Below are 14,200 nucleotides of genomic sequence, written 5' to 3'. Positions count from 1 at the left end.
ATAGGATCGGGCACAAATGGACTGGGGGATCCCGGTCGGCGCTATAGCCTCGGTGAGTTTCATCGGGGCTTTTCGCTTTCTGCAGCGGGGAAAACCTTCAACCCCCAATTTTCAAAACCCTCGCCGACCCTGCTTCGCCCTCCACTGCAGTAGAACTTGCGTTTGAGTACATCAAAGGCACGGTTTTCCTGGCCCCGCCGTAGAACGCTCATACCTATGGGTCTCGCGACGAGATCTGCAAGTTGCAGCCCCGTGGAGTTGACCTGCTTGGTCGCGAACACGATATCGAGCGGCAGGCAATGACCCAAGCGATTGGCTCCGGCGCACATCCGACGAAACTCCAACTCAAGCTCGTTATCTTCTTTACGTCCTCGGCGCTCGAAAATCACATGAGTCAGTGCGTTCTGCTGATTTTTCTCTTGGAGAAACTCGTGAAGGGTCTCAAGGCAAAACCCCAGCGCCAGATGGTAGGGGTTATGGACTGGGCCTTGCTGCTCCCGAAGAGCGGCCTTATCAATCACGCAACTGATCAGAACGAAATTGCTCGACTCAATGATGCTGGTCAGTTCTTCGAGGAAAGCATGTTTGTGCTGGCGAGAAACGAAAACGTTTGAGAAGGCCCCCTTTTCCTTGCGAATTTCCAGCTCATGCAGGCCAACAAGATCATGGCCCATATGATTGAACTTAAACTTTTGAAGGGCAGGGATGACCTTCTCGCAGTAATGCCGCTTATGGAAAACACAGAAGGCCAAAACAAACATGGGATAGTGGGCATCCAACGTCTGCATTCCATGATCACCACTTTCATCCACGTACACGACGAAGTCGCTGACCCCCCCTTTGGGTGGCTTCACTGCAATATCGTCTGCAACGCGCTCAGCCTCAGTCTCACTTTCAAACAGGATGAACTGAGAGAAGGTTAATTTTTCATCTGCCATGGGATGCCCAATCCTGTTGTTTGCGTGTTCTCCGAGTCACGCATCAACATTCATATTGCCCTGCGGCCTTGCTACAGAGGGCCACCAGACTGACTTTCTTTAGGCAGCCGCTGATCGATCAGTTGGTACAACGCGCTGCTCTCAGGCCAGTTGCGCATGAACCGCGCGCGGTCCTTGGCGTACGCCGGGGCGAAGCTGGCGTCGGAGCTGTGCTGACACATGGCATCCAGGTCGATCAGCGACCAGCGATCCGTATCCCAGAACAGGTTGTGGCCTTTGAAATCACCATGGCTGATGCGCTCGCGGATCAGTTCGGCGAAGAGGTGATCCAGGGCCAGCAGTTCGTTTTCCGGCGCATCACCGCTTTCGACGTAGGGCGCGAAACGCTCGATGATGTCCGGGCCCGTGATGAGTTCGGTCACCAGGTAGGCACGGCTGCGCAGCCAGAAAAAGCGCTTCTCCAGCACCGCCAGCGGCTTGGGCGTGGCGATGCCGAGAAACGCCAGGCGATTGCCTTCGCGCCAGGAATGCCAGGCCCGGCTCGGGCGCCAGAAGCGCTTGAGCCAATGTACGAAACCCTTGATGTTGTAGCGTTTGATCACCAAGGCACGCCCTGCTACCTCGGCCTTGGCCACCGTCGCGGCGCCGCCGGTCTTGAAGAGATGACCCTGATCGAGCAACACATCGGCCTGCTCGAGCACCGGCAGCATCGCGGCTTCTTCCTCGCGACGGATAGCACGCAAGGCAAACGGCCCGCGCAGCACGCTGAACAGCGTGCACTCGCGGCCAACCTTGCTCAGAAAGTCCTTCAGGCGCCAGGCACTCACCTTGCGCACCTGCTTTTCCAGGGCCTCCAGCGGCAAGGCATGTTCGCCGTTGGCCAGCAGGTAATACACCAGCAACTCTTCGGTAAACGGTTCGAGGTTCTTCGGCAACTGGGCGAAAAACACCCCGAGGTTTTCCAGCACACGGTTGCGCGACAGCGGCTTGCCGGCTTCTTCGACTCGAATCCCCGCGCCATCGATCAAATACAGCTTGCCGTCCTGGCGCAGCAGGTTGTCCAGGTGAAGGTCTTCCTGCCACAAGCCCTGGGTATGCATCCGGGCAATCGCGCCCAGCGCTTCGGCCAATACGGCCGTTTGCTCGTCAGCCAACGGCGGCAGGTGTTCAACGGCCTGCCAGGCATCGGCCAGGCTTTCGGCCCCCTCGATAAATTCGAACAACAGCCAACCGCCCTCGCCTTCCTGCAAGCCGTCGGCCAGCAGCAATGGCGTGGTCAGGCCCTGTTCGGCCAGCAGGCGCACGCCCGCTCGCTCACGCTGAAAATGCCGCGCGGCTTTATTGCCCACCAGCAGCTTGGCCAGCACCGGGCGACCGCGCCAGACCGCAGCGCCCACGTAGCGTTCGCCCGGCAACACGCGCAGCAGGTTCAACAGCTGCAACTGACCGGGGCCCGCCGCATCGGCAAGCTCCAGGGTCAAGGGCAAATGGGGGGTGCGACCGGCAGTTTTCAGCTCGGACAAACGCATCAACGGTTTTCCTTGTGGCTACGGCGGGCGTTCAGGCGCTGGTACCAGGTAGCTACCAGCGAGCTGTCCGCGGGCTGCTCCAGATAAGCGGCCAACAGTTGGCGCACCTGGGCATCCGACCATTGTGGCGCGCGACGCAACAACGGTTCCAAATCCTTGACCCGATCACGCCAGCCGAACAGCAGCGGGCGGGTTTTCTCCAGGTCGATCAACTGCGCGGCGTAACCGTCACCGCTGGCCTGCATGAAAATATGCTTGGGGTAGAAACAGCCATGCACTTGGCCCACGCTGTGCAGCCGACGCGCCAACTGGCCGCATGCCGACAGGATCGCCTGCTGCTGGGCATCACTCAGCTGCGACCACTGCTCCAACAAGGAGTCGAGGTCACTCCAGCCGTCCAGGGCACGGGTCAGCAGCATCGCGTGGCGCTCGCCATTGACCTTGCGCTCGCCGAAGAACGCCGCCTGCAACGCCGGGATACCCAGTTCGCGGTAGCGGCTGATATTGCGAAACTCGCGGGCGAAACTCGGCTCGCCAAAGGGCCGGTGCAGGGTGCGCGTCAGGTAGTTGCTCTGGCGCTTGAGGTAGTAGCCCTGACCTTCAAGCTCCAGGCGAAACACGCTGCTCCAGCCACCACGACTGGTGTTCGGCTCGTCCACCGCATCCAGTTGCTTGGCCCACAGAGCATCGAACGTAGCCAGGCCGTTGCGCTCCAGCAGAGCACGGTCATCGGCCGCCAGGAAGTCACTCATTCGCGTCCCTCGAAAAACTTCACCACATGGCGAATTCGCTGTTTGTCTGACGCCGTCAGGTGCGTGCGCTGGCGATATTGCATGTAGAAACGCAGGCGCTGGGTGGCCGACAAATGATACTTGGCGACCTTGTCCAGGCACGCCAGGTCCTTGGTAATGCGGTATTTGAGCCAGAAGCCGCGCCAGAAATCACCGTTGGGGCAATCGATCAGATACAGGGTCGACTGGTCGTCGATCAGCAGGTTGCGCCACTTCAGATCGTTATGGGTGAAGCGGTGCTCGTGCATGGTGCGGGTGTATTCGGCGAGCTGACGGCTGACCACATCGACCCACTTGGGGTCCTTGAGGCGGGCGTCATGGCGCTCGGCCAGGGCCGACAGGTCTTCGGTTTTAGGCAGTTCGCGGGTGATCATCGCCCCACGGTCGTAGGCCAGGCCCTTGCGTTCCAGCCCCCAGGCCACCACGTCGGCGGTGGGAATGCCCCATTTGGCGAAACGCTTGAGGTTCTGCCACTCGGACTTCACCCGAGGCTTGCCCAGGTAACGGCGCAGGCCCTTGCCGGCGCCGGTGTAACGCTTGACGTAGTAATTGACCCCGCCGCGCTGCACCCGGATTACTTCCGACAACGGGTCGCGGGTCAGGCGCTCGCCTTGCAGGGCGAACACGGCCTCGAGGCTTCCGAAATCATCCGCCAAGGCGGCATAGGCAGGTTCCAGGTTCCAACCCGCCATCAGATCGCATCTCCGTAGCGTTGCTTGCGTGCATACAGCTTGTCGGCCTTGCGTTGCAGCAGATTCAGGGAGGCCGATTGCTCGGCCAGAATCTGGCGCAGCGGCTGGCGGAAGTAGCCCTTGAGGAAGCGCAGCTTGTCGTGGCGGGTCAGGCCGATTTCCAGCGCCGAGTAGTACAGCGCGGAAAGGTCCTTGTCGCGCCAGCGCAGCGGCAGATGGGCACGCAACTGGGCACGGTGCAGGTCAATCACCGACAGCTTGATGCGGTTCGCGTCGATGGGCCGGGCGGTGTCCAGCAGGAAGTGGCACAGGTAGCAATCGCGATGGTTCACGCCGCCGCGATGCATCTCGCCTACCGTGTGGGCCAGCGCTGCCGTCAGCGCGTGACGCAAGGCCGGCGCAGGCCGCTCGGTGGCCCAATGGATTGTCAGGTCTTCGAGGCTGATGGTCGGTGCCAGCTCTTCGGTAATGATGAACGAATGCTGGTCCGCCGGGTTGCTGCCCTTCTCGCCAAAGGCCACGCCGGTCATGGTTGGCACACCGAGTTCCTGCAAGCGATGGATGGCAGCCCATTCCAGGCCGGCGCCCAACACCGGCAGCTTGGCGGTGATCAGGTTCTTGAAGATCTCGCCCCAGCCAATGCCCCGGTGGATCTTGACGAAATACGGGCGGCCATCCACCACGGTACGCAATGTGCGGCGCGCCGCCAGCTCACGAAACACTTCGCCTTGCAGCTTCTCGACCTCGGCGAAGGCGTCACGCCCGGCCCAGAGCGTCTTGAACGGTTCGGCAAGAATCAACTTCATCGGTTCGGCTCCGCCAGAATCACATCCGCAGCGTGCTGCGGCATGCTGTAGAGGTCGGCCGTCTCGGCGAAGGCCAACCCATTGCGGCCCCAGGCCGCGCGCTGTGCAGTGTCGGTGAGCATGTGCGTCAGGTATTGGTTGAGCTGGCTCTGTTCGAACGGCTCATCCAGCACCAACCCACTATCGGCCTCGGCGATGTAATGGGCATAACCACACACCGCAGAGACCAGCACCGGCAACCCGGCCACCAGGGCTTCGAGCAAGACGGTGCCGGTGTTCTCGTTGTACGCCGGGTGGATCAACAGATCGGCGCCCAGCAGGAAACGCGGGATATCGCTGCGCCCTTTGAGGAACTGCACGTTATCGCCCAATCCCAGGGTTGCACTTTGCAGCTGAAATACTTTGGGGTCGTCCTGACCGATTACAAACAGGCGCGTACGTTTTTTAAGCTCCGCAGGCAGCGCGGCCAAGGCCTTGAGGCTGCGGTCGACGCCCTTGGTCTTGAAGCCCGAGCCAATCTGCACCAGCAGCAGGTCATCGTCACCCAGATTGAATTCCTGGCGGAAACCTTCGCGGATTTCAGCCGCATTCGCCGGTGCACGACGATCCTGGGCAATGCCCGGCGGCAGCAGGTGGAAGCGCTCCAGCGGGGTGTCGTAGTGCTTGATGAACAAGGGCTGCTGCACTTCGGAAATCATCAGGACTTCGGTTTTGGCGTCCCGGGCGAACACCGCGCGCTCGTACTCGGCAAAGTGCTTGTAGCGACCAAAATAACGGTACAGCCCATGGCGCAGGTTTTGCGCCTTGTCTTCGAAGCAGCCGTCGGCGGCGTAGTACACGTCCAGGCCGGGCATTTTGTTGAAGCCGATCAGGCGGTCCACCGGGCGTTTGGCCAGGTCGCCTTCCATCCACGCGCTGAGTTTTTCGTTGCGTCGATGGTTGAAGAACGCCTTGACCGGTGCCACCAGCACTTCGAAACCAGGCGGAATGTCACCCTCCCAAATCAGCGTGTACACACGAATCTGGTGGCCGCGCTGCTGGCACTCCAGGGCGATGCGCATGAAGTCGCGCTGCAGGCCACCGAAGGGGAAATATTTGTACAGCACAAAAGCCAGTTGCATCAGTGCAGCTCCTCAGCCAATAACAACGTGCTCAGTCGGCTTGCCACACGCTCAGGGTTCAGACGCGTGAAGCACAGGGGCGACTCGCGCTTGATGTCGAACCGACGCAAGTCGTCGGCCGTCGGTTGATAGGTACAGGTTTTTTGCAGGCACGGCGCACAGGGAAAATCGCTGCCCAGGTGAATCTGGCCCTTGCCGTAGGCACCGGTAAGGCCCGGGTTGGTGGGGCCGAACAGGGAAATGGTCGGCACATCCAGCGCGGCCGCCAAGTGACCGAGGCCGGTGTCCACCGCCACGCAGGCGCGAGCGCCGGCCAGCACGCGGGCGACGCCGGCCAGGTTCAATTTGGGCAGCACTTCGGCATTGGGCAGGCCGCGCGCCAGGCGTTCGGCGCGGGCCTTTTCGTCGGCATTGCCCCAGGGCAGTTTCACGTCGACGCCCAAGCGTTCCATACGCTCGGCCAGCTCGCGCCAGTAGGCTTCGGGCCAGTGCTTGGTGTCCCAGGTGGTGCCGTGCAACAGCAGGACAAAGGGTTTCTTCGGCGGCAGCCCCGGCAGCTTGTCAACGCTCAAGCCATAGTCGCCCAAGGCCTTGGGCAGGTCATAACCCAGGGCCACGGCGAACAGTTGGCGCAGACGCTCCACCGCATGTTGCCCACGGGCCACGGCCAGGCGGCGCGAGTAGAAGCGCGCGGCGATGGGTTCGCGGGCAGAGTTTTTGTCGAAACCCGCCACCGGGGCCCGTACGTAGCGGGTCAGCCAGGCGCTTTTCAGCAGGCCCTGGGCATCGATCACCAGGTCGTACTTGGTCGACTGGATGCGCTGCTTGAAACGCCGCCATTCGCCGCTCTTGAGGGTCTGCCAGATATTCTTGCGCCAGCGGCGGATCGCCACCGGGATCACCTTGTCCACCGCCGGGTGCCAGGTGGGGATCTCGGCAAAGCCTTCTTCCACCACCCAGTCGAATTGAATACCGGGAATCGCCCGCGCGGCGTCGGTGAGGGCCGGCAAGGCATGGATCACGTCGCCCAGGGATGAGGTCTTGATTACCAGAACCCGCAACTTAACGGACCTCGACCACGGAGCCCTGCAACCGTTGCAAGGCATCGTTCACCGGTTGCGGCAGCATCTGGCGCAGGCAGTTGTAGTGACCGAAACGGCAAGTGCGCTCGAAGCACGGGCTGCAATCCAGCCCCAGGCGCACCACTTCGACCTTGTCGGCCAACGGCGGGGTGAACCCCGGCGAAGTGGAGCCGTACACCGCCACCAGCGGACGGTTCAGGGCGGCGGCCACGTGCATCAGGCCGGAGTCGTTGGACACCACCGAATCGGCGCAGGACAGCAAGTCGATGGCCTCGGCCAGGGACGTATCGCCGCTGAGGTTCACCGCCTCCTCGCGCAGGCCCGGGATCAGGCGCTGACGGATGTCTTCGCCCACCGAATGGTCGTTTTTCGAGCCGAACAGCCACACCTGCCAACCTTCGCGGATCTTGGTTTCGGCAACCTTGGCGTAGTGCTCCGAGGGCCAGCGCTTGGACTCGCCAAACTCGGCGCCAGGGCACAGCGCCAGCACCGGACGATCCAGGGTCAGGCCGAACTTGGCCAGGGCCGCGTCACGGGTCACCGGGTCGATCTGCAAGCTGGGACGCGGGTAAGGCGTGGGCAGTTCGGCGCCCGGCTCGTAGGCCAGGGCCATGAAGCGCTCGATCATCAAGGGGTAGCGCGCTTTGTCCAGGGTGCGCACGTCGTTGAGCAGGATGTAGCGGAACTCGCCGCGCCAGCCGGTGCGTTTGGGGATGCCGGCAAAATACGGCACCAGCGCGGATTTGAGCGAGTTGGGCAGCAGGATCGCCTGGTCGTACTGGCCGGCCAGGGACTTGCCGATACCACGACGGGTCGCCAGTTCGAGCGCGCCATGGCCGAGCGGAAAGCTCAAGGCCTTGCGGACTTCGGGCATGCGCTCAAGGATCGGCCGGCTCCACTCGGGGGCGAGCACGTCGATCTGGCAGTCCGGATGACGCTGGCGCAGGCACTGGAACAGTGTCTGTGCCATCACCATGTCACCGACCCAACTGGGCCCAACGATCAGAATATTCATGTAGTTTCCACAAACGATGCGGGGAGGCTTATGCCTCCCCGCCTCGATAATTACTGTAGGTCGCGGTGGGCCAGGGAACTGCTTTGTTTGGAACCAGACTTAATCTGGGAGCGGGCTTTTGTGGGAGCTGGCTTGCCTGCGATGGCATCACCTCGGTGCAACTGATACACCGAGGCGCCTGCATCGCGGGCAAGCCCGGCTCCCACAAAAGCCAACCTCAACATAAGCCAGGCCCACATTTAATCGAGTTTCAGCTTAACCCCAGTTCTTTCCAGATTCGCATCACCTGGCGCCGTTCATCGGCAAACTGGTCCCCGGGCACCGTACCGGCTTCGTTTTGCAAGGCCTGGCGGTGGGCGGCGGAACGGTAGGCCTTGTACACCTCACGCAGCAGGTGGGCATCGGCGGCGGACATCAGCCCGACCTGCTCCAGGCCCTCCAGGATGCGGATATTGTCGGTGTAGCGCAGCAACGAAGGATGTTGCGCAGACCACGCCAAAGCCGCGTATTGCACCATAAATTCAATATCGACGATACCTCCGGCGTCCTGCTTGAGGTCGAACGCCGCCGCGGGCTCGAAGGCATTGGCGCCGGTACCCGCCGCCGTGGCCTTGGTGCCCAGGTTGTCGCGCATCTTGGCGCGCATCTCGCTGACCTCCTGGCGCAGCTTCTCCAGGTCCCGCTGCTGCCCCAGCACATTGGCCCGCACCTGCTCGAACGCCTGGCCCACATCCTGACTGCCCACCAACACCCGCGCACGAATCAAGGCCTGATGCTCCCAGGTCCAGGCTTCATTTTGTTGATAGCGGTCGAACGCACCCAATGAACTCACCAACAAGCCCGACGCCCCGGAAGGCCGCAGGCGCATATCCACCTCGTACAACTGGCCGGAGTTGGTCTGGGTGGTCAGCAGATGGATGATCCGCTGGCCCAGACGCGTGAAGAACTGCGCCCCGTCGATCGGCTTGGCCCCGTCGGTTTCCGCCTGGGGGTCGCCGTCATGGATAAACACCAGGTCCAGGTCGGAACCATGCCCCAGTTCGATCCCGCCGACTTTCCCATAACCGACAATGATGAACCCGGGATCGCACAGGGTGCCGTCCAGGCGCTGCGGCGAACCGTGGCGCGCCACGGTCTGGCGCCAGGCCAGGGCCAGCACTTGTTCGAGGATGGCTTCGGCAAGCCAGGTGAGGTAGTCGCTGACCTTCATCAACGGCAGGCTGCCGGCGATTTCCGACGCGGCCACCCGCAGACGGTGAGCCAGTTTGAAGTGACGCAGGGCTTCCATCTGCTGCTCAAGGTCGTCCTCGGGGATGCGCGTGAGGCGCTCGCGCAGCTCGGCAGCCAGTTCCGGCGCCAGCGGAGGCTTGAACAGGCGGCCTTCGTTGAGCAATTCGTCCAGCAACAGCGGGAAACGGGTGATCTGCTCGGCAATCCACGGGCTGGCGGCGCACAAGGTCAGCAGGCGGCGCAGGGCGTCGGGGTTTTCCGTGAGCAGCACCAGGTAGGCGGAACGGCGCGCCACGGCTTCGACCAGCGGCAACACACGCTCCAGCACCAGGTCCGGGTTGGCATGTTCGACGGCCTGGGCGAGCAGGCGCGGGATAAACGCATCCAGCCGCTCACGCCCCAGGCGTTGCATGGCGCGCAGTTGCGGGCTGCTGCGCAGGCTGCCGAGCGCCTTGAGTGCCTTGGGCGCATCGGTAAAACCGCCTTCGGCCAATTGTCGGCAGGCGGCCTCTTCATCTTGGGATTCTTCCCACAAAGGCAACCACTCTCCGCCCACGACCAACTCGCTTTCTTCGCCCTCTTCTTCGTCAGGATCGGCGATCACCTGGCGGAAATGCCAGTCTACCCGGCCCCGCCAGTACATCAGGCGCTCATGAAACGCGGCCCAGTCTGCAAAGCCGAGCATAAAGGCAATACGCGCCTGATCTTCAGGGCTGTCGGGAAGCATCTGGGTCTGGCGGTCGGCGATGGCCTGGATCGCATGTTCGGTGTAGCGCAGAAACTCGTAGCCTTCACGCAGCTCGGCGATCACCGCCGGCGGCAGGTAGCCCTGGCCCTCCAGGGTGCCGAGCACCTTGAGCAAAGGCCGTTGCTGCAGGCTCAAGTCGCGGCCACCGTGAATCAGTTGGAACGCCTGGGCGATGAACTCCACTTCACGAATGCCGCCCGCGCCCAACTTGATGTTGTCGGCCATGCCCTTGCGCCGCACTTCCTGCTGGATCAGTTGCTTCATCGTGCGCAACGCTTCGATGGCGGAAAAATCCAGGTAACGCCGATAAACGAAGGGCCGCAGCATCTCCAGCAGCTGCGCACCGGCCACCTGGTCGCCAGCGACCACGCGCGCCTTGATCATCGCGTAGCGTTCCCAGTCGCGGCCCTGGTCCTGGTAATACTGTTCCAGCGCGTTGAAGCTGAGCACCAGCGCGCCCGACGAGCCGTAAGGACGCAGGCGCATGTCGACGCGGAATACAAAGCCGTCGACGGTCATGGGGTCGAGGGCCTTGATCAGTTTTTGCCCCACGCGGATAAAGAACTCCTGGTTATCCAGCGGGCGCTTCACGCCGACCGTCTCGCCGCCTTCGGGGTAGGCGAAGATCAAGTCGATATCCGACGACAGGTTGAGTTCCACCGCACCCAGCTTGCCCATGCCGAGGATGACCATGTGCTGCGGCTCGCCGCTGCGCCGCCCGGTGGGCGTACCGAACTGCACGCAATGGCGCTGGTACAGCCATTGATAGGCCTGGTCGATACTGGCGTCGGCCATGTCGGAGAGGTCGCGGCACGTTTGCACCAGGTCGGCCTGGCGCGTCAGGTCGCGCCAGATGATGCGCACTTGCTGGCGCGTGCGCTGGCGACGCAATACCCGGCCCAACGCCTCTTCGGTGTCGACCTGCTGCACAGCGCCCGCGAACTGGCCACACAACTCGCCCGGTGCATAACTGCGGTCCAGTTCGCCCCAGGCCACCAGCTCCAGCAACATCAAAGGGTCACGAACACTCTGTTCAATGACGAAATCACTGGCCGCGCAAACGCGGGCAAAGTCGCGCCACCGTTGCGGCGTCCACGCAGAAAGTCCATGATCGTCGCCCAGCGCGGCCACGGCGTCACGAAATGACTGCTCGGCCCGGCTGACGAAAGGCAGGAGAATGGCCGGTATTTCAGCCAGTGTTGGAAGGCTCATGGTCTATCCTTGATCGGCGCATAAATGGCTCGTTGCCGTGAAGGCAGAGACCACGCTTGGTGAAGGACTGTCGAACAAAAGTTAGAAATAGCTGAAAATTCATTAATTTTGGCAGGCAACATTAAACTTCTACCTTTTCTTGTTCGCAAAAGATCAACAATAACGATTATGCTCACCAGCCAGACCGAGCCATACGCTCAGTCTTGTGTAGTTTTACTACTCGTATATACATTCGAAAGGCTGAAATGGCCGACGATTTGTAGTAAAACTACAGGACGCCGAAGCAACCTTCGGCCATCCAAGAATTCATGTCGTCTGCCCACAAGGCCAGTCGCAAACTTCAGGCAACCGATTCTGGTAGCCTTTCCGCCCTGGAGCAAGCCATGCAAGACCTCGATCCCGTCGAAACCCAGGAATGGCTGGACGCCCTGGAATCGGTTCTCGACAAAGAAGGCGAAGACCGTGCTCACTACCTGATGACCCGTATGGGCGAACTTGCGACCCGCAGCGGCTCGCAACTGCCATACGCCATCACTACGCCATACCGCAACACCATCCCCGTTACCCACGAAGCACGCATGCCTGGCGACCTGTTCATGGAACGCCGCATTCGCTCGCTGGTACGCTGGAACGCCATGGCGATGGTAATGCGCACGAACTTGAAAGATTCTGACCTGGGCGGTCACATCTCCAGCTTCGCTTCCAGCGCAACCCTGTATGACATCGGCTTCAACTACTTCTTCCAGGCCCCGACCGACGAACACGGCGGCGACCTGATCTACTTCCAGGGCCACACCTCTCCAGGCGTCTACGCCCGTGCGTTCATGGAAGGCCGCATCACCGAAGAACACATGAACAACTTCCGCCAGGAAGTGGACGGTAACGGCCTGTCGTCGTACCCGCACCCTTGGCTGATGCCTGACTTCTGGCAGTTCCCGACTGTATCCATGGGCCTGGGCCCGATCCAGGCGATCTACCAGGCTCGCTTCATGAAGTACCTGGAAGCCCGTGGCTTCATCCCTGAAGGCAAGCAGAAGGTCTGGTGCTTCCTGGGCGACGGCGAGTGTGACGAGCCGGAATCCCTGGGCGCCATCTCCCTGGCTGGCCGCGAGAAACTGGACAACCTGATCTTCGTCATCAACTGCAACCTGCAGCGCCTCGACGGCCCGGTTCGCGGCAACGGCAAAATCATCCAGGAACTCGAAGGCGTGTTCCGCGGTGCACAGTGGAACGTGACCAAAGTCATCTGGGGCCGTTTCTGGGACCCACTGCTGGCCAAGGACGTCGACGGCATCCTGCAACGTCGCATGGACGAAGTCATCGACGGCGAGTACCAGAACTACAAGGCCAAAGACGGCGCGTTCGTGCGTGAACACTTCTTCAACACGCCTGAACTCAAGGCGATGGTTGCCGACCTGTCCGACGACGAGATCTGGAAACTCAACCGTGGCGGCCACGACCCGTACAAGGTCTACGCGGCGTACCACGAAGCGGTCAACCACAAGGAACAACCGACCGTCATCCTGGCCAAGACCATCAAAGGTTATGGCACCGGTGCCGGCGAAGCGAAGAACACTGCGCACAACACCAAGAAAGTCGATGTCGACAGCCTGAAGTTGTTCCGCGACCGCTTCGACATCCCGGTCAAGGACGAAGAGCTGGAGAACCTGCCGTTCTTCAAGCCGGAAGCGAACAGCGCCGAAGCCCGTTACCTGGCCGAGCGCCGCGCCGCACTGGGTGGTTTCGTGCCACAGCGTCGCGCCAACAGCTTCAGCGTACCGACTCCGTCGCTGGATACCCTCAAGGCAATCCTGGACGGCTCGGGCGACCGTGAAATCTCCACCACCATGGCTTTCGTGCGCATCCTGGCGCAACTGGTCAAGGACAAGGAAATCGGCCCGCGCATCGTTCCGATCATCCCGGACGAAGCCCGTACCTTCGGTATGGAAGGCATGTTCCGTCAGTTGGGCATCTACTCCTCCGTCGGCCAGCTCTACGAGCCAGTCGATAAAGACCAGGTGATGTTCTACAAGGAAGACAAGAAGGGCCAGATCCTCGAAGAAGGCATCAACGAAGCGGGCGCCATGAGTTCCTTCATCGCTGCCGGTACTTCGTACTCCAGCCACAACCAGCCGATGCTGCCGTTCTACATCTTCTATTCGATGTTCGGCTTCCAGCGCATTGGCGACCTGGCCTGGGCCGCAGGCGACAGCCGTACCCGTGGCTTCCTGATCGGTGGTACCGCCGGCCGCACCACGCTGAACGGCGAAGGCCTGCAGCACGAAGATGGTCACAGCCACATCCTGGCCGCCACCATCCCGAACTGCCGCACCTATGATCCAACCTACGGCTACGAGCTGGCGGTGATCATCCAGGACGGCATGAAGAAGATGACCGAAGAGCAGCAGGACGTTTTCTACTACATCACCGTGATGAACGAGTCCTACCAGCAGCCTGCCATGCCGGCTGGCGTGGAAGAAGGCATCATCAAGGGCATGTACCTGCTCGAAGAAGACACCAAGGAAGCAGCGCACCACGTACAGCTGATGGGCTCCGGCACCATCCTGCGCGAAGTGCGTGAAGCGGCGAAGATCCTGCGCGAAGAGTTCAACGTGGGCGCTGACGTTTGGAGCGTGACCAGCTTCAACGAACTGCGTCGCGATGGTCTGGCCGTAGAGCGTCACAACCGCCTGCACCCTGGCCAGAAGCCACAGCGCACCTTCGTCGAAGAGAGCCTGAGCGGCCGCAAAGGCCCGGTGATCGCCTCTACCGACTACATGAAGCTGTTCGCTGAACAAATTCGTCAGTGGGTTCCGTCCAAGGAATTCAAAGTGCTGGGCACAGACGGTTTCGGCCGCAGTGACAGCCGCAAGAAGCTGCGTCACTTCTTCGAAGTCGACCGCCACTTCGTGGTGCTGGCAGCCCTGGAAGCCTTGGCTGACCGTGGTGAAATCGAGCCCAAGGTGGTAGCGGACGCTATCGTCAAGTTCGGTATCAACCCGGAAAAACGCAACCCACTGGACTGCTGAGGAGACT

Annotated in this window: 10 protein-coding genes; 1 reads left to right on the top strand and 9 read right to left on the bottom strand. The window is 61.5% G+C overall.

Annotated features, from left to right (window positions below; translation table 11 throughout):
• Nucleotides 1-59: 59 nt before the first annotated feature.
• From ACW9IN_RS24540 to glnE, 9 genes are all read right to left on the bottom strand, one after another.
• The gene (locus tag ACW9IN_RS24540; RefSeq protein WP_457368251.1) at nucleotides 60-938 is read right to left on the bottom strand and encodes a DUF3800 domain-containing protein; all 879 of its coding nucleotides are present in this window, start codon (nucleotides 936-938) and stop codon (nucleotides 60-62) included.
• 71 nt (nucleotides 939-1,009) lie between these two features.
• Nucleotides 1,010-2,467: a lipopolysaccharide kinase InaA family protein gene (locus tag ACW9IN_RS24535; RefSeq protein WP_457368250.1), complete on the bottom strand. Its 1,458-nt coding sequence runs from the start codon at nucleotides 2,465-2,467 to the stop codon at nucleotides 1,010-1,012.
• Nucleotides 2,467-3,219 (bottom strand): lipopolysaccharide kinase InaA family protein, encoded by a 753-nt coding sequence (locus ACW9IN_RS24530; protein WP_457368249.1) that lies wholly within the window; start codon nucleotides 3,217-3,219, stop codon nucleotides 2,467-2,469. Before ACW9IN_RS24530 ends, ACW9IN_RS24535 begins: the two co-directional genes overlap by 1 nt.
• Nucleotides 3,216-3,950, bottom strand: coding sequence for a lipopolysaccharide kinase InaA family protein (locus ACW9IN_RS24525; RefSeq protein ID WP_457368248.1), 735 nt, complete (start codon nucleotides 3,948-3,950; stop codon nucleotides 3,216-3,218). Before ACW9IN_RS24525 ends, ACW9IN_RS24530 begins: the two co-directional genes overlap by 4 nt.
• Entirely contained in the window at nucleotides 3,950-4,756 is an 807-nt protein-coding gene (rfaP, locus tag ACW9IN_RS24520; protein WP_457368247.1) for a lipopolysaccharide core heptose(I) kinase RfaP, read from the bottom strand. Before rfaP ends, ACW9IN_RS24525 begins: the two co-directional genes overlap by 1 nt.
• Nucleotides 4,753-5,877, bottom strand: coding sequence for a glycosyltransferase family 4 protein (locus ACW9IN_RS24515; protein WP_457368246.1), 1,125 nt, complete (start codon nucleotides 5,875-5,877; stop codon nucleotides 4,753-4,755). Before ACW9IN_RS24515 ends, rfaP begins: the two co-directional genes overlap by 4 nt.
• Complete coding sequence (waaC, locus tag ACW9IN_RS24510; protein WP_457368245.1) at nucleotides 5,877-6,938, bottom strand: lipopolysaccharide heptosyltransferase I; 1,062 nt, start codon at nucleotides 6,936-6,938, stop codon at nucleotides 5,877-5,879. Before waaC ends, ACW9IN_RS24515 begins: the two co-directional genes overlap by 1 nt.
• A gap of 1 nt (nucleotide 6,939) precedes the next feature.
• The gene (waaF, locus tag ACW9IN_RS24505; protein ID WP_457368244.1) at nucleotides 6,940-7,974 is read right to left on the bottom strand and encodes a lipopolysaccharide heptosyltransferase II; all 1,035 of its coding nucleotides are present in this window, start codon (nucleotides 7,972-7,974) and stop codon (nucleotides 6,940-6,942) included.
• 250 nt (nucleotides 7,975-8,224) lie between these two features.
• Nucleotides 8,225-11,164 (bottom strand): bifunctional [glutamate--ammonia ligase]-adenylyl-L-tyrosine phosphorylase/[glutamate--ammonia-ligase] adenylyltransferase, encoded by a 2,940-nt coding sequence (glnE, locus tag ACW9IN_RS24500; protein ID WP_457368243.1) that lies wholly within the window; start codon nucleotides 11,162-11,164, stop codon nucleotides 8,225-8,227.
• Between the two features lie 383 nt (nucleotides 11,165-11,547).
• Between glnE and aceE the strand changes: the two genes are divergently transcribed.
• Nucleotides 11,548-14,193: a pyruvate dehydrogenase (acetyl-transferring), homodimeric type gene (gene aceE, locus ACW9IN_RS24495; RefSeq protein ID WP_457368242.1), complete on the top strand. Its 2,646-nt coding sequence runs from the start codon at nucleotides 11,548-11,550 to the stop codon at nucleotides 14,191-14,193.
• The last annotated feature ends 7 nt before the right edge of the window (nucleotides 14,194-14,200 follow it).

Source organism: Pseudomonas sp. SDO5271_S396, assembly GCF_054071795.1.
The sequence above is the reverse complement of the archived record's forward strand: the minus strand, read 5'-3'. Positions and strand labels throughout refer to the sequence as shown.

Coding starts and splice junctions, on each gene's coding strand:
- glnE (WP_457368243.1), bottom strand. CDS start 11,164: ATGAGCCTTCCAACACTGGCTGAAATACCGGCCATTCTCCTGCCTTTC.
- aceE (WP_457368242.1), top strand. CDS start 11,548: ATGCAAGACCTCGATCCCGTCGAAACCCAGGAATGGCTGGACGCCCTG.
- ACW9IN_RS24530 (WP_457368249.1), bottom strand. CDS start 3,219: ATGAGTGACTTCCTGGCGGCCGATGACCGTGCTCTGCTGGAGCGCAAC.
- rfaP (WP_457368247.1), bottom strand. CDS start 4,756: ATGAAGTTGATTCTTGCCGAACCGTTCAAGACGCTCTGGGCCGGGCGT.
- ACW9IN_RS24535 (WP_457368250.1), bottom strand. CDS start 2,467: ATGCGTTTGTCCGAGCTGAAAACTGCCGGTCGCACCCCCCATTTGCCC.
- waaF (WP_457368244.1), bottom strand. CDS start 7,974: ATGAATATTCTGATCGTTGGGCCCAGTTGGGTCGGTGACATGGTGATG.
- ACW9IN_RS24540 (WP_457368251.1), bottom strand. CDS start 938: ATGGCAGATGAAAAATTAACCTTCTCTCAGTTCATCCTGTTTGAAAGT.
- ACW9IN_RS24525 (WP_457368248.1), bottom strand. CDS start 3,950: ATGGCGGGTTGGAACCTGGAACCTGCCTATGCCGCCTTGGCGGATGAT.
- ACW9IN_RS24515 (WP_457368246.1), bottom strand. CDS start 5,877: ATGCAACTGGCTTTTGTGCTGTACAAATATTTCCCCTTCGGTGGCCTG.